The following is a 19,258-nucleotide window of genomic DNA, read 5'->3' on the forward strand; positions in this document are numbered from 1 at the left end:
ATATGTTCAACGGGCTGGTCGCCTATCTCGATTCGATCAAGGCGCGCGATCCGGCGCCGCGGTCGCGTTGGGAAATTCTACTCTATCCGGGTCTTGTGGCGGTCGGAATGCACCGCATCGCGCATTGGCTGTTCGAGGCGCGGCTGTTCTTCCTCGCGCGCTTCGTCAATCACCTGTCGCGCTTCCTGACGGCGGTCGACATCCATCCGGGGGCGACGATCGGCCGCCACCTGTTCATCGATCATGGCTTTGGCGTCGTGATCGGCGAGACCGCCGAGATCGGCGATAATGTCTCCATCTATCAGGGCGTGACGCTGGGCGGCACCGACCCCGCGAACGGCATCGGCGGCAAGCGCCATCCGACGCTCGCCGATGACGTGATCGTCGGCTCAGGCGCACAGATTCTTGGCCCCGTCACCGTCAACGCGCGCGCGCGCATCGGCGCGAATGCCGTCGTGACTAAGGACGTGCCCGAAGGCGCGGTGATGGTCGGCATTCCCGCGCGCTCGACCCTGCTCGACGCGACCGAATATGCCCGCGAGTTCGTGCCGTATGGCACGTCGTGCAGCGAGAATTTCGACCCCGCGACGCAGAAGGTCGAACTGCTGCAATGCCAGCTCGACCTGATGCAGAAGCAGCTGAAGGCCTTGCTCGACGAACGCGAACTCGCGGCCGAGGATGAAGCGCCGCGGCGCAAAGGGAGCCGGACCGGCGCCTGATGGGAACGGTCACGCCTCTGTCGTTCGGAAATAGGACGACGCCGCAGCAGACCGGATTCGAGCGTCCCGAACTCATGCGTATCCTCGACCTCTACGGCCGGATGGTCGCGGCGGGTCACTGGCGCGATTATGCGATGGATTTCCACCGCGACGCCGCGATCTTCTCGGCCTTTCGCCGCGCCGCCGAGCGCCCCGAATACCGCATAGAAAAACGCCCCGCCTTGCGGAGCCGGCAGGGCATGTGGGCCCTTGTCTCCGAAGCCGGGGCGATTTTGAAGCGCGGGGACGAGCTGTCGAACGTGCTCGCCCCCGTCGAACGCAAGCTTATGAAGCTGGTTGGAGACTGACCGGACGGATCGTCGCGGGCAGCTGGTTCGCCAGATTGTCCGGCAGGAAGCCGACCACCACCGCCCGCGCATTCTGCCAGAAGGCCGAGAGCAGCAGCAACGCCGAACCGATCACGAACGCCGTGAGCGCGACATTGAGTTCGACCGCACCGAAGGTGTTGAACAGCTGCGTCATCGCGAACAGCACATAGGCGAGCGCCGAGACGAGCAGGGCGCGGCGGTCGATCGCGAGCGCGATCAGGCCGAACAGGATATAGACGCCGATCACCATCACCGCCGCGGCGCTGCCGATGTCGTCGCCGCGCGTGACGCCGAGCAGGTGGAAGATCGGATGCGCGATCATCGGCGCGGCGAGCAGGTGGAGCCAGAAGGCGACATCGCTGCGGCGCGTCTGGCGCACGCGGTCGCTGCGGTCCCACCACATCGCGAGGGCGAAGACGCCGAGCCCGGCGATCAGCACGAGCACCATCGGCAGCGTGCCGTCGGGGCTGGGCATCCCGGTGATGGCGAGCACGAGCGCGACCGCGGTGGCGGCGAGCGCGGCGGTTCCGGCGGCGACGGTGATCGGCACCATGAAGCGCTTCCAGTGCGCCCAGGTCGCCGCGGCGGTGACGAGCGCCATCGCGCCGATGAGGATCGCGCCGGTGGTTTCGCCGGGATCGCTCCCGAAGATGGCCTCGCCATGCTCGACGAGGACACCGACCATCGTCGCAAAGACGCCGCCGGCAAAGGCGAGGACGAGGACGATGCTGGGCAGCGCCATCCGGCGTTTGCGGGTGAAATATTCGGCGAGGAACCATGCCGAGCCGGCGACGAAGGCGCCGCCGAGCGCGGTATGGATCGAGGCGCCGATCCAGCCGACCGCGACGAGCAGGATCACCGCCGCGATGCTGACGAAAATATCGTTGAAGCCGGTGATAAGGCGGAATGATTCCTCATCCGCTCCGGGGGCGGCGCGCACCGATGCGATATGCGACCGGAAAGCCAGCGCGGCCTCCGGCGTCAGTACCTTTGCATCGACCGCAGCTTGCAGGTCGGTTTCACTATACATCGGGGTCGTCCTTCTGTCCGATCCCCTTGCCCCGCGATGGTTATGGCATGGGCGTGTTAGTGTGTCAATACAGCGTGGCGGTAGTGAAAGCCGATCCTCCCCGTGCCGCAGGCATGGGGAGGGGGACCGCCGCCGTAGGCGGTGGTGGAGGGGCAGCGGCGTCGCGCCAAAGCCCCTCCGTCAGCGCTGCGCGCTGCCACCTCCCCATCGCTGCGCGACAGGGAGGATTGGTTCGGTCACCCCAGCGCCATCAACGCTTTCATGACGTTCATCGACTGCTCGCTGCCCGACTGCGGGACGATTTCGCCATTGCGGTCGATGATCTTCTCCCACGCCGCGGCGACGCCCTCGGGGGTACGCTCGCCCTCGGGCAGCGCGACGCCGGGGGTCATCGTGACATAAGCGGCGTGGAACGCGCCCGCGCCCGCGCCGACGATCATGTTGGTCGGGGCGTCTTCGCTGACCAGATAGAGCGCCGCCGGAACGACATTCTCGGGGGTGAACTTCTCGAACAGCTCTGCGGGGAAGATATCCTCGGTCATGCGCGTGCCCGCGACCGGGGCGATCGTGTTGCAGCGGATGTTGTATTTCGCGCCTTCGAGGTGAAGCGTCTTGGTCAGCCCCGCGAGGCCGAGTTTTGCCGCGCCATAATTGGCCTGGCCGAAATTGCCGTAGAGGCCCGTCGACGACGCGGTCATCAGGATGCGGCCGTACGCCTGTTCGCGCATCAGGTCCCAGCACGCCTTGGTGACATTGGCGCTGCCGCTCACATGCACCTTCAGCACCAGGTCGAAATCGGCGGGCTCCATCTTGGCAAAGCTCTTGTCGCGCAGGATGCCGGCGTTGTTGATGAGGACATGGACACCGCCCCATTCTTCCTTCGCACGTGCGACCATTTCGACCATCTGGTCATATTCGGTAACGCTGCCGCCGTTCGAGATCGCGGTGCCGCCCGCGGCGCGGATTTCCTCGACCACCTGCAGCGCCGCGTCCGAATGGCCGGTGCCGTCGCGCGATCCGCCGAGGTCGTTGACGACCACCTTTGCCCCGCGCCGCGCGAGTTCGAGCGCATAGGCGCGGCCAAGACCGCCGCCGGCGCCGGTGACAATAGCAACGCGGCCGTCAAATTTGATCGTCATGATGGTCTCCCGGATAGGGCGGCCTCCCCGAAGAAAGGTTGCCCGAAAAAACTGGAACGTCCTTAGCCGTTCGCTCCTTGCTGGCAAGAGGGAGAGAAAATGCTGGATGAAACAAAAATGTCACGCAAATGACGTGCATATGTCACGCAAGCGTCATAGCAGCGCCCCGAGCTTGTAACCTTTCGCAACGGAGCAAATCCCTCATGCGCCACGCCCTGACCGCCGCTCTGCTGGCGACGTCGATGTTCAGCCTGCCGACCGCCGCCCACGCTCAGGCGATGACCGCCGAGGAAGCGGCGCAGCTGCGCGCCGAGCTTGCGGCGCTGAAGTCGAAGGTGCAGACGCTCGAAACGCGGCTCGATACCGCGACCGCGCAGCCGGCGCCCGCACCGGCTCCGGTGCCGCCGCCCGCGCCGCCTTCGGTCACAGCGAAGCCCGCGACCGAGATCAGCTGGAAGGGCGCCCCCGAGATCAAGACCGCCGACGGCTGGAGCTTCAAGCCGCGCGGGCGCGTCCAGCTCGACGTCGCGGGCATCGACACGCCGGCGGGCGTGACGGGCATCCGCGGCGGCACCGCGACCGAGTTCCGCCGTATCTACCTCGGCGTCGACGGTAAAATCCCGGGCGGCTTTTCGTACCGCGTCGAGGCCGACCTCGCGAACAGTGAGGTCGAACTGACCGATATTTACCTGGCCTATGGCACCGGGCCGCTGTTGATCACCGCGGGCCAGGTCAAGCCTTTCTGGTCGCTCGACGACATGACGAGCGATCTGTTCACCAGCTTCACCGAGCGCGCCGCCTTTATCCAGGCATTCGGTTTCGAACGCCGTGTCGGCCTGTCAGCGCAATATAAGGGCAAAGCGCTGCTGCTGCAGGGCGGGGTGTTCAGCGACAATGCCGCCGACCTCACCGACAGCAACCACAGCCTCAGCGTCGACGGCCGCGTCGTGTTCATGCCGAAGCTTGGCAACGCGCAGCTTCACCTTGCCGCATCGGCCCATTACCGTGACCCCAATGACCCCGCGGCGACGAACCGCTACCGCGCGCGTCCTTTCGTCCACACGACCGACGTGCGGCTGGTCGACACGGGGCTGATCGACATATCGAGCGAGCGCGGCCTCGGCCTCGAAGGCGCGGTGATCGCCGGGCCGTTCCACGCCGCGGGCGAAGCCTATTGGCAGAGCGTCAAGCGCAGCACCGCCGCCGCCGACCCGACCTTCTTCGGCGGCTATGCCGAAGTCGGCATGGTACTGACGGGCGGCGACGCGCGCGCGTACAGGGATGGCGCGTTCGACCGCCTCAAGCCGTCGAAGCCGATCACCGCCGGCGGGATCGGCGCGATCGAGGTCAATGCGCGCTACGACTATCTCGACCTCAACGACGCGGGCGTGCGTGGCGGGCAGCAAAAGACGGCGCTGATCGGGCTCGCCTGGGCGCCGATCGACTATGTCCGGATCACTGCCAACTACGGCAAAGTCTGGCTCGACGATGCGCGCGTCGCCACCGCGACGGGCGACCGCAGCTATTCGGCCGACACGTTCGGGCTGCGCACGCAGATCGATTTCTGATCCGGGATCCATTAGCGCAACGGTAGCTGTGGACCCCGGATCAAGTCCGGGGTGACGAAGAAGGGGAGGGTTGGTTCAAGCCGTTCTCAAATGCCGTTCGTGTCGAGCGAAGTCGAGACGCCCATCGTAATGGCGCTGTCCCGAGGGGCATCTCGACTTCGCTCGATGCGAACGGGTTATGGGGATGGGGGTCCGCTTCCGGTCGCTAGCGGACTTCCGGGGCTTCTGGTCGGAAAAGGAGCTTGCCGCGAAGCGCAGCAATCTCATCGGACCCGAAGGCATCCGTCGAATCCGGCGATCAGTGTGCGGTGCTGTTCGAAAAGCCGTTCATCACCACCACGCCGCATATGATCAGCGCCATGCCGACCATGGCGGGCGTATCGAGCTTCTGGCCCTGAAACACCCACGCGATCGCCGCGATCAGCACGATCCCGACGCCGGACCAGATCGCATAGGCGATTCCCGTGGGCAAGGTCCGCAGGGTCAGCGAGAGGAAATAGAAGGCCACAATATAGCCGCCGGCGGTAATCAGCGACGGGACGAGCTTCGTGAAGCCTTCCGATTGTTTCATGAAACTGGTCGCAACGACCTCTGCAACGATGGCGATGGCGAGGTAGATATATTGCATGGCGATGCTCCGTCGTCGGTAGCGGCGGGGCGGCAACTGCAATTCCGCGCCACCCGCCGCAAAAGGCTGGTCGACGCCGTGGCGGAGAAGAACCCGCTAAACGGGCGCAGGAGATACCAGCCTGCTACTCTATTCTCGGCACGCCGGACCTATCCGGCCTGACGGTGAGAATCAACCGGGCCGGCGCCGTTCGACGTCAGACGCTCTTGCCCGAATCGAGCGCATAACCCGCCGAGCGCACGGTGCGGATGATGTCGCTCGTGCCGGGCAGGTTGATCGCCTTGCGCAAACGCCGGATATGGACGTCGACGGTGCGCAGTTCGATATCGCTGTCCTGGCCCCACACGCTGTCAAGCAATTGCCCGCGCGAAAAGACGCGGCCCGGATGCTCCATGAAGTGGCGGAGCAGGCGGAACTCGGTCGGACCCATCGCGACGATCTGGCTGTTGCGCACGACCTTGTGCGCGACCGAGTCGAGCTCGATGTCGGCATAGGTCAGCATCTCGCCCGCCAGCGCGGGGCGCAGGCGGCGGAGCACCGCCTGGACGCGCGCAACGAGTTCGCGCGGGCTGAACGGCTTGGTGACATAATCGTCGGCGCCGGTCTCGAGCCCGCGGATGCGGTCCTCTTCCTCGCCGCGCGCGGTGAGCATGATGATCGGGACGTTCGCCGACTTGGGGTTACGGCGGAGGCGGCGGCAAACTTCGATCCCGGGCAGGCTTTCGATCATCCAGTCGAGCAGGACGATGTCGGGGACGCGTTCCTCGACGAGGACGAGCGCCTGCTCGCCGTCGGGGGTCTGGCGGACCGAAAAGCCTTCGCGGGCGAAATGCCAGACGATGAGTTCGGCGATCGCCTCGTCATCCTCGATGAGCAGCAGGTCGGGCTGCGGCATCAGCCTTGCTCCTGCTCCGCGGCGCCATCTTCGGGCTGCTCGCCGCGCTCGCGTTCCTCCATATGGTCGCCGGTGACGACATAATAGACCATCTCGGCGATGTTCGTCGCATGGTCGCCCATGCGCTCGAGGTTCTTGGCGACGAACAGCAGGTGCGCGCTTTCGGTGATGTACTTGGGATTTTCCATCATGAAGGTAACGAGCGTGCGGAAGATGCTGTTGTAGAAATCGTCGACATTCTTGTCGCGCACCGTCACCCGCACCGCGAGTTCGGCGTCGCGCGCCGCGAAGCTGTCGAGCGCGTCGTGGATCAGTTCGGCGACGATGTTCGACATCGAAATCAGCAGCGGGATCGCCTCGATCGAGCGCGTCTGGTCCATCAGCGCGACGCGCTTGGCGATATTCTTCGCATAGTCGCCGATGCGCTCGACCACCGAGACGATCTTCAATGCCGCGATCATTTCGCGCAGATCGTCGGCCATCGGCGCGCGGAGCGCGATCGTCTGGACCGCGAGCTGTTCGACCTCGGCCTCGAGCGCGTCGATCTTCTTGTCGTCGCGCACGACCTGCGCCGCGAGGTCGAGATCGCCCTTGCTGAGCGAGGTCATCGCCTGGAGCAGCGCCTGTTCGGCGCGGCCGCCCATTTCGCTGATCAGCCCGCGGAGGCGGTTCAGGTCTTCGTCGAAGGCTTTGACCGTATGATCGTTCGTTAGTGCCATCACTCTTGTCCTTTTGGCTGCGGCTTAACCGTAGCGGCCAGTGATATAGTCCTTGGTGCGTTCCTGCTTCGGGTTGGTGAAGATGTCGGTGGTCTTGCCATATTCGACCAGCGTCCCGAGGTGGAAAAAGGCGGTGCGCTGCGACACGCGGGCCGCCTGCTGCATGTTATGCGTGACGATCACGATCGCATATTTGCCGCGCAGTTCGTGGATCAGCTCCTCGATCTTCGCGGTCGCGATCGGGTCGAGCGCCGAGCAGGGCTCGTCCATCAAAATGACTTCGGGATCGACCGCGATCGCGCGCGCGATGCACAGGCGCTGCTGCTGGCCGCCCGACAAGGCAGTGCCGCTTTCGGCGAGGCGGTCCTTGACCTCGTCCCACAGGCCGGCGCGCACCAGCGCGCGCTCGACGATCACGTCGAGGTCGGCCTTGTTCGGCGCGAGCCCGTGGATGCGCGGGCCATAGCCGACATTGTCATAGATCGACTTGGGGAAGGGGTTCGGTTTCTGGAACACCATCCCGACGCGTGCGCGCAGCTGCACGACGTCCATCGACGGCGCATAGATATCCTCGCCGTCGAGTTCGATCTGGCCGGTGACCTTGGCACTGGCGACCGTATCGTTCATGCGGTTGAGCGAGCGCAGGAAGGTCGACTTGCCGCAGCCCGACGGGCCGATGAAGGCAGTGACCAGGTCGGTGCCGACATCGATCGACACGTCGTTGATCGCCTGTTTCTCGCCATAGAAGACATTGACGCCGTGCGCCTTCATCTTGGGGTCGGCGATGGTAAGATCGTCTTGGGTCATGGGGTCACCAGCGTTTTTCGAATTTGTTGCGAAGATAGATCGCAAAGGCGTTCATCGACAGCAGCACGATAAGCAGCACGATAATCGCGGCGGAGGTTTTCTCGACAAAGCCCCGGTCGACTTCGTCCGACCAGAGGAAGATCTGCATCGGCAGCACGGTCGACGGCGAGCAGATGCCGCCCGGAACGTCGCCGATAAAGGCGCGCATGCCGACGAGCAGCAACGGCGCGGTCTCGCCCAGCGCGCGCGCCATGCCGATGATCGTGCCGGTGAGGATGCCGGGCAGCGCAAGCGGCAGCACATGGTGGAACACCACCTGCACCGGGCTCGCGCCCACACCGAGCGCGGCGTCGCGGATCGAAGGCGGCACCGATTTGATCGCGTTGCGGCTGGCGATCACGATCACCGGCATCGTCATCAGCGCGAGCGTCAAGCCCCCGACGAGCGGGCTCGCCTGGCATAGCCCGAACCAGTTGATGAACACCGCGAGCGCGAGCAGGCCGAAGATGATCGAGGGCACCGCGGCGAGGTTGTTGATCGACACTTCGATCAGGTCGGTCCAGCGGTTCTTCGGCGCATATTCTTCCAGATAGAGCGCCGCGAGCACCCCGGTCGGGAAGGCGATCAGGAAAGCGATGAAGATCGTCAGCACCGATCCCTTGAGCGCCCCCCAGATGCCCGCGACCGCGGGGTCGGTCGCGTCGGCATTCTTGAAGAAGGGCCAGTGGATCCCGGTCGACAGCTTGCCGTCCTTCTCCAGCGCATCGACCTTCGCGCCGAGTGCGCCCTTGGCGCCTTCCTTGGCAGCGATGTCGACTTCGGACGCGGCGGGCAGTTCGAACACCGTCTTGCCGTTCAGCAATTCGGGATCGTCCTTGATCGCGCTGCGCACTTCCTTCCATGCATTTTCGGAAATCAGCTTCGACCCGTCGGTGCCCAGCGCCTCGTCGGCGGCAAAGGCGACGATGTCGGCGAGCCCCGCGCTCGCGATCACCTGATCGGCGTCCGCATCGCCGAGGCGCGCCGTGTCGATCGTCAGCGGCATCGCCTTGAAATCGACCGGCACCGCGACATGCGTATACATGAAGCCGCGCGCGCCGTTGCCGACCATCACGAAGAGCAGGAAAGCGAGGAAAGCGCCCGAGAGCAGCACCGCGCCCAGCCCCATCAGCTTGAAGCGGCGTTCGGCGGCGTAGCGCTTCGCGATGCGGGACTGCATCACGGAGCCTTTCCAGTCGGTGGGGGCGGTCTGCCTATTCATAAGCTTCACGATATCTTTTGACGATGCGCAGCGCGACGATGTTGAGCAGCAGCGTGACGATGAAGAGGACGAGCCCCAGCGCGAAGGCGGCGAGCGTTTTCGCGCTGTCGAACTCCTGATCGCCGGTGAGCAATTTCACGATCTGCGCGGTCACCGTGGTGACGCTGGCAAAGGGGTTGGCGGTCATGTTGGCCGACAGGCCCGCCGCCATCACCACGATCATCGTCTCGCCGATCGCGCGGCTGACCGCGAGCAATATGCCGCCCATCACGCCCGGAAGCGCGGCGGGGATCAGCACCTGGCGGATCGTCTCGTTCGGCGTCGCGCCCAATGCGAGGCTGCCGTCGCGCATCGCCTGCGGCACCGCGTTGATGCTGTCGTCGGCCATCGAGGAGACGAAGGGGATGATCATCACGCCCATCACGATACCCGCGGCAAGCGCGCTTTCGGTCGAGGCGTTCGGAATACCGAGCATCACCGCGAACTCGCGCAGCGCCGGCGCAACCGTCAGCGCGGCGAAATAGCCGTAAACGACGGTCGGCACGCCCGCGAGAATCTCGAGCAAAGGCTTCACCCATTTGCGCACCGTCGGTGCGGCATATTGGGTGAGGTAGACCGCGGTCATCATCCCGATCGGGATCGCGACGATCATCGCGATGATCGCGCCGATCAGGATCGTGCCCCAGAACAAGGGAATGCCGCCGAAGGTGTCGGGCTGCGGCGCCCCGCTCGTCGGTGCCCACTCGGTGCCGAACAGCAACTCGGCGGGCGAGACAAGGCGGAAGAAGCGGATCGATTCAAACAGCAGCGAGAGCACGATGCCAAAGGTCGTGAGGATCGCGACGAGCGACGCGAGCAGCAGCACCAGCATCACGATCTTTTCGACCCGCGTCCGCGCGCGGAAATCGGGTTTGATCCGCGTGAAAGCATAAAGCCCGCCCGCAAGCGCCAGCGCGAGCATCGCGGCGATGCCGATCCACGCATATTTGTGGCTCGCATCGGCATAGGGTTTCACCAGCGGCGCCGCGGCGGGCAGCCGCACGTCGGCCTGCTTGCCCTGCGCCACGGCGCGCGCATCCGACAGGATCGCCCCGCGCTCGAACCCGAAGGAGGGCAGCGATTGCGCCGCCTCGGTCGCGAGCACCTGATTGGTGATCAGCGCCGGCGAGACCGACGACCAGACGGCAAGAAACAGCGCCGCGGGGGCGAACAGCCACAGCGCGACATACCAGCCATGATATTGCGGGCGCGAATGGAGCTTTGTCCCCGCGCGGCCGGCGAGCAGGTTCGACCGCGCGCGACCGGCGAGCCAGCCGATCAGCGCGAGACCCGCGATCAAAAGCAAAAGGGCGGCGGCGTTGAAGGTCACTTCTCAGTCCAAAAATTTCCGTTCGCATCGAGCATCCCATTTTCGCTCGTGTCGAGCGAAGTCGAGACACCCATCGGCAGTGCCGGACTTCGGGGCATCTCGACTTCGCTCGATGCGAACGGAGAGGCGGTGAAGCTCGACACGAACGGAGAGGGGGAGAGCCGTCTAATTGCGTTACTTCAGCTCGGCGCCGTTCAGCGCGGTCATGCCCTTGCCGTTCGCCGCGGCGGTGTCCGCGATCGCCTTCGGCGACACGATCAGGCCCTTGGCGTTCAGATAACCGCCTTCGCCGGCACCCTTCAGGAACTCGGCGACATATTCGGCGAGGCCGGGGACGACGCCGACATGCGCCTTCTTCACATAGATGAACAGCGGGCGCGAACCGGGGTAGCTGCCATCGGCAATCGCCGCATAGGTCGGCGAAACGCCCTGCACCGGAACCGCCTTGATCTTGTCCTTGTTGGCATCGAGATAGCTGAAGCCGAAGATGCCGAGGCTCGTCGGGTTCTTGTCGAGCTTCGAGATGATCAGGTTATCATTCTCGCCCTGCTCGACATAATAGGGCGCGCCGCGCAGCGTGGTGCAGGTCGCTTCGTGCTTTTCCTTGTCGCTGTCCTTCAGCGCCTTCATCTCGGCATTGGCGTCGCAGCCACGGCCGAGGATCAGCTCCTTGAACGCATCGTACGTGCCGCTGGTCGACGGCGGGCCAAAGACCGAGATCGCGACCGCGGGAAGCGCCGGGTTCACGTCCTTCCACGTCTTCGCGCTATTCGGCTTGCCATAGGGGTTCGCCGCGAGTGCCTTATAGACATCTTCCTCGGTCAGCTTGAAGCCGGGGCCGCGCGACGCTTCGCCCAGTGCGATGCCGTCGATGCCGACCTGGATTTCGACGATCTCCTTGACGCCGTTCGCGGCGCAGGTGTCGAATTCCTTCTTCTTGATACGGCGCGACGCGTTCGCGATGTCGGGGGTATCGCCGCCGACGCCCGAGCAGAAGCGCTCAAAGCCGCCGCCGGTGCCCGTGCTGTCGATCTTGGGGGTCTTGTTGCCCGTCGCTTCGGCGAACTTCTCGCCGACCGCGGTGGCAAAGGGATAGACGGTCGAGGAACCGACCGCGCTGATATAATCGCGCGCCCCGCCGCCCGAAGACGCCTGATCCTGGCACGCGGAAAGCGCCAGCGCGCACGTCGCGGCACCAGCGACGCCAAGCAACCGGGGAGCGAATTTCTGCAGCATGGGATAATCCTGTGGTGGGGGTCGTTACCGATCCAAGCCACCACCCCCGCGGCGACTCGCTGAGGGCCATTTGGGCGCGTTGTGTGACGTGTATGTGACAGGGAGTGTCATATAAGTGTCATGACTGTGGATGCTTAGGAGAGAGCCTTCGCTACTGCCCGATGCACATAATAATATCCATCGGTGTAAGGGTGGCGATTGCCGCGATGAAATTGATGAATGATTTCTTGCTGGCCGGCATCTCGGTATCGAACCGAAAAAACTCCTACAATGTAAAGAAGTTTTATTAATTCCTTTATATCATAACTTATTCCAGATTTGACCATTTCGTCAAAAGCGTCTTTAAGTTCTATAGCTATATCTTTTTTCTTGTATTTCTTGCTGTTATCAAAGTTTCTATTCGAAATTTCTTGCAGAACTTCTTCCAGCTTTGGAATGCAGTTTTTCGGTACAAAGGAGGCGAGGGCGGCTTTTTGATCCTGCCAGGCTGCTTGAGAGTATCTCCTAATTACAGAAGAATATTCTTTTCCCTTCTTTATTGATGATCTAGACGGGAAGGTGGCTTTGAGTGATTTGAAATAGCGCACAATATCTCTCGGTTTTCCCCAAGTATACTCGAGAAAATCGTTGGCAAGGCCAATGGGGATAAAATTTGCTATCATCGTTTGCTTGTCGAAATTTTCACCTAGTGACACTTTTAGGCGTTCAGCCATCATCTCAAACATCGGGTGGTTGCGATCATAGGGCGCGTTTTCCCAGCTGAGCTCTATGCCATAGGACTCAATAGTGTGGGCGACGTCGGCGACCGCGATTTCTTGGTGCTCCAAAAACTCTGAGCGTACAGAAATTATTACCAGTGCATCAATGCCATTTTCAATAAGCCGTTCGTTAATCTCTCTAACGGCAAGTATGGTATCTCGAACTAGTGAGGCATCGGCACTGAGTCCTTCTGTGTCTCGATATGCAAAATGCATCTCGTCCAGAAATATTCTTGCCCTAAGATTTTTCTTTATAAATTGCTCAAATGCATATTTTTGGAAAGCGTCGTTGCTTCTTTTGATTGCCTTCGAAGCGTTAACGGAGACGGTTCCCCCACTAATGGCGCCGACATCTACTTCCAGAGATTGGATGCTTCCAATAACGGAATCGGTTACGAGTGCAGCAATCTGGCCTATTCCAGACCCTTTCAAGTCGTTGTAAAGTTTTGTAAACCAGCTTACATCATCGGGAGCCTGGTCCAATTCAGAGCATTTTGAAAGAAGGAAGGTAAGAAGGAGGCGTTTCATCGCATGATAGTAAAATTTTGAGTCTTTTATTTTTTCTTCATCCACGACTAGGCTGGCAGCAAATGTAGTAGCCAAATTCGCAAGATTGGCTTCTTCGATTATTTCTTTTCTAAATACTACAAATGAAGTTGGAATTGTTTGAGATGTTGAGTTTTCTAAATGTCTCAGGATTGCGGTTTTTCCAGTTCCCTTTTGCCCAAATAGGATAAACTTGCTTCCTTCGGATATTTCATTTGTGACACCCCCCTGCCACTCGTAGAACGCTCTCAAGTATAGAGGGCTTTTTTTTGTTTTCTGAGCGATGTAATACTCTGCATTCGCATCGGGTTCGCCGATATCGATATTGCGAATCTCTACTGCATTTTCCTGTGCTACAGCCGTGCGATCGCGGCGATTTGCACGCCACCTCCTCCGTCTTTTGCTCGTATTGCTATTATTTTTATCTGATTCCGAGGGCATAGATGAGCTCGCCTTGCTGTGTTTTAGAATGGGTAGCGCCCATCTCGTCTCAATGCACGCGTAAATCAGTCTTGCGGTACGAATTGACGTCGCCGGTATAGAGCTAGGCCAACTAGGATTAGTGTCATTCCGTACATTGCTTGGGAGTTTTCTTATGGTCCTCATTACCGGCCACGTGATCATGACCCCCGAACACGCCAAGCGCATGATAGCGCTCGGCGCCGAGCATAGCGCGCGGTCGCGCGGCGAGGCGGGGTGTCTGGCGCATCATTGCCATGTCGATGTCGAGGATGCGATGCGGCTCGTCTTTGTCGAGGAGTGGGAGAGCATCGACGCGGTCCGTGCCCATTTCACGGTGCCCGCGTCCGCCGCCTTCGTCGCCGAAATGCGCGCGCTGTCGCCGCAGCCGCCGGTGATCCGGATTTATGTCGCCGAGGATATCACCGCGAAGCTGATGGGGTGACCTGATACTCCCCTCCCTTCAGGGAGGGGTTGGGGGAGGGTATGTTCCAGGAAGGCGGGACGGGTTGGTTTACAGGCCCTCCCCAAACCCCTCCCGCAAGCGGGAGGGGCTTAAAAAACCGCTGTCCTACAATATTTTGCCGTGCCACCATCGCTTGGACCTTTCCTTTGGGCGATGCGCGCGCCACGGCAATATGTGTCGGCGGGCGCCGTCGGCGCGGCGGCTTAAAGCCACAAAGGACACAAAATCGCGTCGCGCATGCGGGGCTTTTGTGGCTTTAAGCGGGGCAGGGCGACGGTTCGGGGAATAGCCGGGGGGCATATGAGCGGGTTCGAATTCATCTTTTCGCTGTTCGGGCTGATCCTCGGCCTCGCGCTGGCCGAGGGGCTTGGCGGGCTGGCACGCGCGCTGAAGGCCAGCCACCGCGTCCGCATCGGATGGCCGACCGCGCTGCTCGGGCTGTTCGTGTCGGGCGACGTCGTCACCTTCTGGATGTACGGCTGGGCGATGCGCGACCTGTTGCCGCTGAGCTGGCCGGTGCTGTTCGGCGGCTTTATTGTCACCGCCATCTATTTCCTCGCGGCGAGCCTGGTCTTTCCCGACGATGCCGAGGCATGGGGCGATCTCAGCGCGCATTTCGACAAACATTATCGCAAGGTCCTCGGCGGCATCCTGTTCTGCAACATCGCGCTGCTCGCCACTGTTGTGGTGCTTGCGAAGTCCCCGCCCGTCGACCCGCGCAACATCGTGATCACCTGGTCCTTCTTCCCCGTCGCGCTGCTCGCGATCGCGGCAAAGGACCGGCGCATCGCGTGCGCCTGCCTGATCTGGCTGATCGCGCTCTACCCGCTCTCGGCGGTGTGGCACTGATTTACCGGGCGACGGTGACCGCGGTGGTCTTGGCGACGACGCGCCATCCGGCATCGGTGCGATAGAGCAGGAGCTGGTCGACGTAACGGTCGCCGCCGAAATGCAGTTCATAGGTGACCGCGCTCATCGACGGCGTCGCGTCGCGGCGGTCGAGGACGCGCCCGGTCGCAGCGGGATCGGGCCGCGCCGCCCAGCCGCCGAGCACTTCGGCGAAGCGCTTGCAATCGACTGGCGCCGCCGCGCCGTCTTTCGCCAGCGTGCAGAATTGCCCGTCGGGAAGGAACAGCGCCTGCAGCCGCTCGACCCGCCCGGTGCGCAGCCCGTCGACATAGGCTTCGAGCGCGGCTTCGGGTGAGGAGGGCGCTGGCGCCGCCAATGCGGGTCCCGCCGTCAACAGCGCCGCAGCAAAGGGAAGGGCAAGGCGTACAGGATCGATCGGCATTGCATGAGACTCCCGCCGCAAATCATGTGCGCAGCCTAGCCGCCTCTGCGCGGTTTCTCCAGCGGGAGTCGCGAAGAGAGGGGTCCCGAAATCTCGTTCGGGACCCCCATTCTTCGGTCCATTCAGTCGGTGGTCGGGGTGCTGCCGGCCGCGGGCGCGGCCAGGGCCGGCGCTTCGGCTGCGGGCGTCACCGCCGCGGCGGGCGCCACCACCGCAACGCTCGCCGCGGGGGCCAGCTGTGCAGTCGGGATGATCACCGCACCCGCCGGGATCGAATAGGCCAGCGCCTCGTTCGTCCGTGCCATCAGATGCTGGCCGTTCGGGATGATCGCCGATTTGCCGGTGACGAAGGCGCCGAACACGCCGACCGCGATCGCCGCGCCGATCGCGGCGCCGGTGTTGCCCTCACCCTCCTGCCGGTGCATGCCCGCCAGCGGCAGGCGATGGCCGTTCGGCAGCGTCAGTTCGTTGAAGGTGACTTCCATCTTCGCCGACTTGCCGAACGCGCCCTTGCCGGTGCGCCAGGTCACGGTGCCCATGCCGCGCGTGCCCTTCGGGATCACGACGACGCCATTGTGCATCACGTCGAAGACGGTGTGCATCGGGATCGTGTGCCCCTCGCGCAACTTCTTGCTGTTCGCCTCGGCGTCGGGCGTCAGGATCACTTCGGTATAGGAGGGCAGCATCAGGCCGGGCGCCGGCGCCGCGACGGCGAGCGCGGGTGCGGCGACAACCGCCGGAACCGCAGCCGGCGTGGCGGCAGGTTCGGCGACGGCGGCGGGCTCGGCCGTCACGGCCGGTGCCGCGGCTTCCTGCGCCTGAACCGAAATCGAAAGCATGGTAAAAGAGGCCGCAAAAGCGGCCGCGCCCCTCAGGTAATTCATCCATTTTCCCCCAAGCCGCAGAGTGCGGCCAAGGATTACTTGCAGGGCTGTCAGTGCCCTGTCAATCCAGTAGGAGTACGGCAATTACTTCAGTAACGGCGCCAGATACTGGCCGGTGAAGCTGCGCTTCTCCTTCACCACTTGTTCGGGCGTGCCCGCGGCGACGATTTCGCCGCCCTTGACCCCGCCCTCGGGCCCCAGGTCGAGGATATAATCGGCGGTCTTGATGACGTCGAGATTATGCTCGATCACGATCACGCTGTTGCCCTGATCGACGAGCGCCTGGAGCACTTCGAGCAATTTGCGGACATCCTCGAAATGGAGGCCGGTGGTCGGTTCGTCGAGGATGTAGAGCGTCTGTCCGGTCGAGCGACGCGACAGTTCCTTGGCGAGCTTGACGCGCTGCGCCTCGCCCCCCGACAGCGTCGTCGCCTGTTGCCCGACCTTGATATAGCCCAGGCCCACGCGGACGAGCATCGCCATCTTTTCGCGGATCGACGGCACCGCCTTGAAGAATTCGGCTGCATCCTCGACCGTCATGTCGAGCACGTCGGCGATGCTGTGGCCCTTGAACTTCACCTCGAGCGTTTCGCGGTTGTAGCGTTTGCCGTGGCACGTCTCGCACGTCACATAGACGTCGGGCAGGAAGTGCATCTCGATCTTGATCAGCCCGTCGCCGGTGCAGGTCTCGCAGCGCCCGCCCTTGACGTTGAAGCTGAAGCGCCCGGGCTTGTAGCCGCGCGCCTGGCTTTCGGGCAGCCCTGCGAACCAGTCGCGGATGATCGTGAAGGCGCCGGTATATGTCGCGGGGTTCGAGCGCGGGGTGCGGCCGATCGGCGACTGGTCGATGTCGATCACCTTGTCGCAATGCTCGAGCCCTTTCAGACTGTCGTGCGGCCCCGCGATCATCCGCGCGCCGTTGAGCACGCGCGCGGCGCTGGCATAGAGCGTGTCGATGATCAGGCTCGACTTGCCGCTGCCCGACAGGCCGGTGACGCAGGTGAAGGTGCCGAGCGGGATCTTCGCGGTGACATTCTGAAGATTGTTGGCGCGCGCGCCCTTGAGCACGAGGTCGAAGCCATTGCCCTTGCGGCGGTGCTTGGGCACTTCGATCTTCTTCGCACCGGTGAGGTAGGCCGCGGTGAGGCTCTTCGTGTTCGCGAGCACCTGTTCCAGCGTGCCCTCGGCGACGATCTCGCCGCCGTGCAGCCCCGCGCCGGGGCCCATGTCGACGACATAGTCGGCGTGGCGGATCGCGTCCTCGTCATGCTCGACGACGATCACCGTATTGCCGAGGTCGCGGAGGCGCTTGAGCGTCGCGAGCAGGCGGTCGTTGTCGCGCTGGTGGAGGCCGATGCTCGGCTCGTCGAGGACGTAGAGCACGCCCGACAGCCCCGAACCGATCTGCGAGGCGAGGCGGATGCGCTGGCTCTCGCCGCCGCTGAGCGTGCCCGAGGTGCGGTTGAGGTTGAGGTAATCGAGCCCGACATTGTTGAGGAAGCCGAGCCGCTCGTTGATCTCTTTCAGGATCGCCTTGGCAATCTGTTTCTGCGTGTCGTTCAGCTTTTCGTCGAGCGTGCTGAACCAGCCGAGCGCGTCGGCGACGCTGCGCTGTGCCGACATGCTGATATCCTCGCCCGCGATCTTCACCGCGAGCGGTTCGGGGCGCAGCCGCGCGCCGTGGCACGTCTCGCACGGATGCGGCGCCTGATATTTGCTCAGTTCCTCGCGCATCCACGCGCTTTCGGTCTGCAGCAGGCGGCGGTTGAGGTTGCCGATCACGCCCTCGAACGCCTTGTGCGTCGTGTAGCTGCGCTTGCCGTCCTTGAAGGTCAGTTCGACGGGCTTGCCGCCGCTGCCGTAGAGGATGATCAGCTGAACCTCGCCCGGCAGGTCCTGCCACGGCGTCGTCAGGTCGAAACCATAGGCTTTGCCGAGGCTTTCGAGCACCTGCATATAATAAGGCGAGGGCGGGTTCGATTTGGCCCACGGCACCACCGCGCCCTTTTTCAGGCTGAGCGCATGGTTGGGGACGACGAGGTCGGGGTCGAACTCCTGCCGCTCGCCGAGCCCGTCGCACGCGGGGCACGCGCCCTGCGGCGCGTTGAAGCTGAACAGCCGCGGTTCGATCTCGGCGATCGTGAAGCCCGACACCGGGCAGGCGAATTTTTCGGAAAAGATCAGCCGGTTCGCGGGGATGCCCGCGCCCTTCATCGCGCCGCCCGTATCTTCCTCCTCGCGCCCCGGAACCGGGCCATCGGCGAGGTCGACATAGGCGAGCCCTTCGGCGAGCTTCAATGCCGTCTCGAAACTGTCGGCGAGCCGCGTGCCGAGCCCCTCGCGCACCGCGATACGGTCGACGACAACTTCGATGTCATGCTTGTATTTCTTGTCTAGCGCCGGCGCGTCGCCGATTTCGTAGAATTCGCCGTCGATGCGGACGCGCGTGAAGCCGTCCTTCTGCCACTGCGCGAGTTCCTTCTTATACTCGCCCTTGCGCCCGCGCACGACGGGGGCGAGCAGATAGGCGCGCGTTCCTTCGGGCAGCGCCATCACGCGGTCGACCATGTCGGTGACGGTCTGCGCGCTGATCGGCTCGCCGGTCGCCGGCGAATAGGGGATGCCGACGCGCGCCCAAAGCAGGCGCATATAATCGTAGATTTCGGTGACCGTCGCGACGGTCGAGCGCGGGTTCCGGCTCGTCGTCTTCTGCTCGATGCTGATCGCCGGCGACAGCCCGTCGATATGCTCGACGTCGGGCTTTTGCATCATTTCGAGGAACTGGCGCGCATAGGCCGACAGGCTCTCGACATAGCGCCGCTGGCCCTCGGCATAGATGGTGTCGAAAGCGAGCGACGATTTGCCGCTGCCCGACAGGCCGGTGATGACGATCAGCGCGTCGCGCGGCAGGTCGACGTCGACGCCCTTGAGATTATGCTCGCGCGCGCCGCGTACGGAAATATGGGTGAGACTCATGGGGAGGGTTTGTTCCAGATTTGTTCTAAAGGCGCAAGTGCGGTTTTGCGCGGTTGCACGATAGATAGGGCGGCAAGAGCCGCACCGCAATGCGCGTGCGCTGACCAGCCTTTCCACCAACATCCCAAAGGCTTCGACC

General features: G+C 63.1%; 18 protein-coding genes. 5 read left to right on the forward strand and 13 right to left on the reverse strand.

The features are described from left to right. Positions 1-2: 2 nt before the first annotated feature. Both cysE and J2X38_RS08405 read left to right on the forward strand, forming a co-directional pair. The gene (gene cysE, locus J2X38_RS08400) at positions 3-719 is read left to right on the forward strand and encodes a serine O-acetyltransferase (RefSeq protein ID WP_058538103.1); all 717 of its coding nucleotides are present in this window, start codon (positions 3-5) and stop codon (positions 717-719) included. Then, positions 719-1,066, forward strand: a complete 348-nt coding sequence (locus J2X38_RS08405; RefSeq protein WP_310253116.1) for a DUF2794 domain-containing protein — start codon at positions 719-721, stop codon at positions 1,064-1,066. Before cysE ends, J2X38_RS08405 begins: the two co-directional genes overlap by 1 nt. Here J2X38_RS08405 and J2X38_RS08410 read toward each other — a convergent pair. Both J2X38_RS08410 and J2X38_RS08415 read right to left on the reverse strand, forming a co-directional pair. Beyond that, positions 1,044-2,117, reverse strand: a complete 1,074-nt coding sequence (locus tag J2X38_RS08410; protein WP_310253118.1) for a hypothetical protein — start codon at positions 2,115-2,117, stop codon at positions 1,044-1,046. The genes J2X38_RS08405 and J2X38_RS08410 overlap by 23 nt on opposite strands. 236 nt (positions 2,118-2,353) lie before the next feature. Further along, positions 2,354-3,256 (reverse strand): SDR family oxidoreductase, encoded by a 903-nt coding sequence (locus tag J2X38_RS08415; protein ID WP_058538100.1) that lies wholly within the window; start codon positions 3,254-3,256, stop codon positions 2,354-2,356. Between the two features lie 203 nt (positions 3,257-3,459). Here J2X38_RS08415 and J2X38_RS08420 point away from each other — a divergent pair, with 203 nt between their 5' ends. After that, positions 3,460-4,824 carry a porin gene (locus tag J2X38_RS08420; RefSeq protein ID WP_310253120.1) on the forward strand — a complete coding sequence of 455 codons (1,365 nt, stop codon included), beginning with the start codon at positions 3,460-3,462 and terminating at the stop codon, positions 4,822-4,824. A 298-nt stretch (positions 4,825-5,122) separates the two neighbouring features. Here the strand turns inward: J2X38_RS08420 and J2X38_RS08425 are convergent, their stop codons facing one another. The 8 genes from J2X38_RS08425 to J2X38_RS08460 all read right to left on the reverse strand — a co-directional run bounded on the left by J2X38_RS08425 (position 5,123) and on the right by J2X38_RS08460 (position 13,484). After that, on the reverse strand, positions 5,123-5,452 hold the full coding sequence (locus J2X38_RS08425; RefSeq protein ID WP_197411444.1) for a multidrug efflux SMR transporter: 330 nt from the start codon (positions 5,450-5,452) through the stop codon (positions 5,123-5,125). A 196-nt stretch (positions 5,453-5,648) separates the two neighbouring features. Beyond that, on the reverse strand, positions 5,649-6,347 hold the full coding sequence (gene phoB, locus J2X38_RS08430; RefSeq protein ID WP_058538098.1) for a phosphate regulon transcriptional regulator PhoB: 699 nt from the start codon (positions 6,345-6,347) through the stop codon (positions 5,649-5,651). Further along, positions 6,347-7,066 (reverse strand): phosphate signaling complex protein PhoU, encoded by a 720-nt coding sequence (phoU, locus tag J2X38_RS08435; RefSeq protein WP_058538097.1) that lies wholly within the window; start codon positions 7,064-7,066, stop codon positions 6,347-6,349. The genes phoB and phoU overlap by 1 nt, the downstream gene beginning before the upstream one ends. Before the next feature lie 24 nt (positions 7,067-7,090). Next, the gene (gene pstB, locus J2X38_RS08440; protein WP_058538096.1) at positions 7,091-7,873 is read right to left on the reverse strand and encodes a phosphate ABC transporter ATP-binding protein PstB; all 783 of its coding nucleotides are present in this window, start codon (positions 7,871-7,873) and stop codon (positions 7,091-7,093) included. Between the two features lie 4 nt (positions 7,874-7,877). After that, positions 7,878-9,134, reverse strand: coding sequence for a phosphate ABC transporter permease PstA (gene pstA / locus J2X38_RS08445; protein WP_310253126.1), 1,257 nt, complete (start codon positions 9,132-9,134; stop codon positions 7,878-7,880). Beyond that, positions 9,127-10,503 (reverse strand): phosphate ABC transporter permease subunit PstC, encoded by a 1,377-nt coding sequence (gene pstC / locus J2X38_RS08450; RefSeq protein WP_310253128.1) that lies wholly within the window; start codon positions 10,501-10,503, stop codon positions 9,127-9,129. The genes pstA and pstC overlap by 8 nt, the downstream gene beginning before the upstream one ends. A 174-nt stretch (positions 10,504-10,677) precedes the next feature. After that, positions 10,678-11,739 carry a substrate-binding domain-containing protein gene (locus J2X38_RS08455; RefSeq protein ID WP_310253130.1) on the reverse strand — a complete coding sequence of 354 codons (1,062 nt, stop codon included), beginning with the start codon at positions 11,737-11,739 and terminating at the stop codon, positions 10,678-10,680. Positions 11,740-11,873: 134 nt separating this feature from the next. Continuing rightward, positions 11,874-13,484: a P-loop ATPase, Sll1717 family gene (locus J2X38_RS08460; protein ID WP_310253132.1), complete on the reverse strand. Its 1,611-nt coding sequence runs from the start codon at positions 13,482-13,484 to the stop codon at positions 11,874-11,876. A 154-nt stretch (positions 13,485-13,638) separates the two neighbouring features. On the opposite strand from J2X38_RS08460, the gene J2X38_RS08465 reads away from it, so the two are divergent. Continuing rightward, positions 13,639-13,947: an antibiotic biosynthesis monooxygenase gene (locus J2X38_RS08465; RefSeq protein ID WP_310253134.1), complete on the forward strand. Its 309-nt coding sequence runs from the start codon at positions 13,639-13,641 to the stop codon at positions 13,945-13,947. Between the two features lie 321 nt (positions 13,948-14,268). After that, positions 14,269-14,817 (forward strand): hypothetical protein, encoded by a 549-nt coding sequence (locus J2X38_RS08470; protein ID WP_310253136.1) that lies wholly within the window; start codon positions 14,269-14,271, stop codon positions 14,815-14,817. A gap of 1 nt (position 14,818) precedes the next feature. Here the strand turns inward: J2X38_RS08470 and J2X38_RS08475 are convergent, their stop codons facing one another. The 3 genes from J2X38_RS08475 to uvrA all read right to left on the reverse strand — a co-directional run bounded on the left by J2X38_RS08475 (position 14,819) and on the right by uvrA (position 19,119). Continuing rightward, on the reverse strand, positions 14,819-15,259 hold the full coding sequence (locus J2X38_RS08475) for a nuclear transport factor 2 family protein (protein ID WP_310253138.1): 441 nt from the start codon (positions 15,257-15,259) through the stop codon (positions 14,819-14,821). A 122-nt stretch (positions 15,260-15,381) separates the two neighbouring features. Beyond that, positions 15,382-16,143: a hypothetical protein gene (locus tag J2X38_RS08480; RefSeq protein WP_310253140.1), complete on the reverse strand. Its 762-nt coding sequence runs from the start codon at positions 16,141-16,143 to the stop codon at positions 15,382-15,384. Between the two features lie 84 nt (positions 16,144-16,227). Further along, positions 16,228-19,119 (reverse strand): excinuclease ABC subunit UvrA, encoded by a 2,892-nt coding sequence (gene uvrA, locus J2X38_RS08485; protein WP_310253143.1) that lies wholly within the window; start codon positions 19,117-19,119, stop codon positions 16,228-16,230. Positions 19,120-19,258 lie beyond the last annotated feature (139 nt).

Source organism: Sphingopyxis sp. BE235, from assembly GCF_031457175.1.
In the GTDB taxonomy this organism is placed as follows: domain Bacteria; phylum Pseudomonadota; class Alphaproteobacteria; order Sphingomonadales; family Sphingomonadaceae; genus Sphingopyxis.

Excerpts from the sequence above, each read along its gene's own strand:
- J2X38_RS08470 (WP_310253136.1), top strand. The coding sequence starts at position 14,269 with ATGAGCGGGTTCGAATTCATCTTTTCGCTGTTCGGGCTGATCCTCGGC.
- pstA (WP_310253126.1), bottom strand. The coding sequence starts at position 9,134 with ATGAATAGGCAGACCGCCCCCACCGACTGGAAAGGCTCCGTGATGCAG.
- J2X38_RS08465 (WP_310253134.1), top strand. The coding sequence starts at position 13,639 with ATGGTCCTCATTACCGGCCACGTGATCATGACCCCCGAACACGCCAAG.
- J2X38_RS08475 (WP_310253138.1), bottom strand. The coding sequence starts at position 15,259 with ATGCCGATCGATCCTGTACGCCTTGCCCTTCCCTTTGCTGCGGCGCTG.
- J2X38_RS08460 (WP_310253132.1), bottom strand. The coding sequence starts at position 13,484 with ATGCCCTCGGAATCAGATAAAAATAATAGCAATACGAGCAAAAGACGG.
- J2X38_RS08455 (WP_310253130.1), bottom strand. The coding sequence starts at position 11,739 with ATGCTGCAGAAATTCGCTCCCCGGTTGCTTGGCGTCGCTGGTGCCGCG.
- J2X38_RS08425 (WP_197411444.1), bottom strand. The coding sequence starts at position 5,452 with ATGCAATATATCTACCTCGCCATCGCCATCGTTGCAGAGGTCGTTGCG.
- J2X38_RS08415 (WP_058538100.1), bottom strand. The coding sequence starts at position 3,256 with ATGACGATCAAATTTGACGGCCGCGTTGCTATTGTCACCGGCGCCGGC.
- J2X38_RS08410 (WP_310253118.1), bottom strand. The coding sequence starts at position 2,117 with ATGTATAGTGAAACCGACCTGCAAGCTGCGGTCGATGCAAAGGTACTG.
- J2X38_RS08405 (WP_310253116.1), top strand. The coding sequence starts at position 719 with ATGGGAACGGTCACGCCTCTGTCGTTCGGAAATAGGACGACGCCGCAG.
- J2X38_RS08480 (WP_310253140.1), bottom strand. The coding sequence starts at position 16,143 with ATGAATTACCTGAGGGGCGCGGCCGCTTTTGCGGCCTCTTTTACCATG.
- J2X38_RS08420 (WP_310253120.1), top strand. The coding sequence starts at position 3,460 with ATGCGCCACGCCCTGACCGCCGCTCTGCTGGCGACGTCGATGTTCAGC.
- uvrA (WP_310253143.1), bottom strand. The coding sequence starts at position 19,119 with ATGAGTCTCACCCATATTTCCGTACGCGGCGCGCGCGAGCATAATCTC.
- phoU (WP_058538097.1), bottom strand. The coding sequence starts at position 7,066 with ATGGCACTAACGAACGATCATACGGTCAAAGCCTTCGACGAAGACCTG.
- pstB (WP_058538096.1), bottom strand. The coding sequence starts at position 7,873 with ATGACCCAAGACGATCTTACCATCGCCGACCCCAAGATGAAGGCGCAC.
- phoB (WP_058538098.1), bottom strand. The coding sequence starts at position 6,347 with ATGCCGCAGCCCGACCTGCTGCTCATCGAGGATGACGAGGCGATCGCC.
- cysE (WP_058538103.1), top strand. The coding sequence starts at position 3 with ATGTTCAACGGGCTGGTCGCCTATCTCGATTCGATCAAGGCGCGCGAT.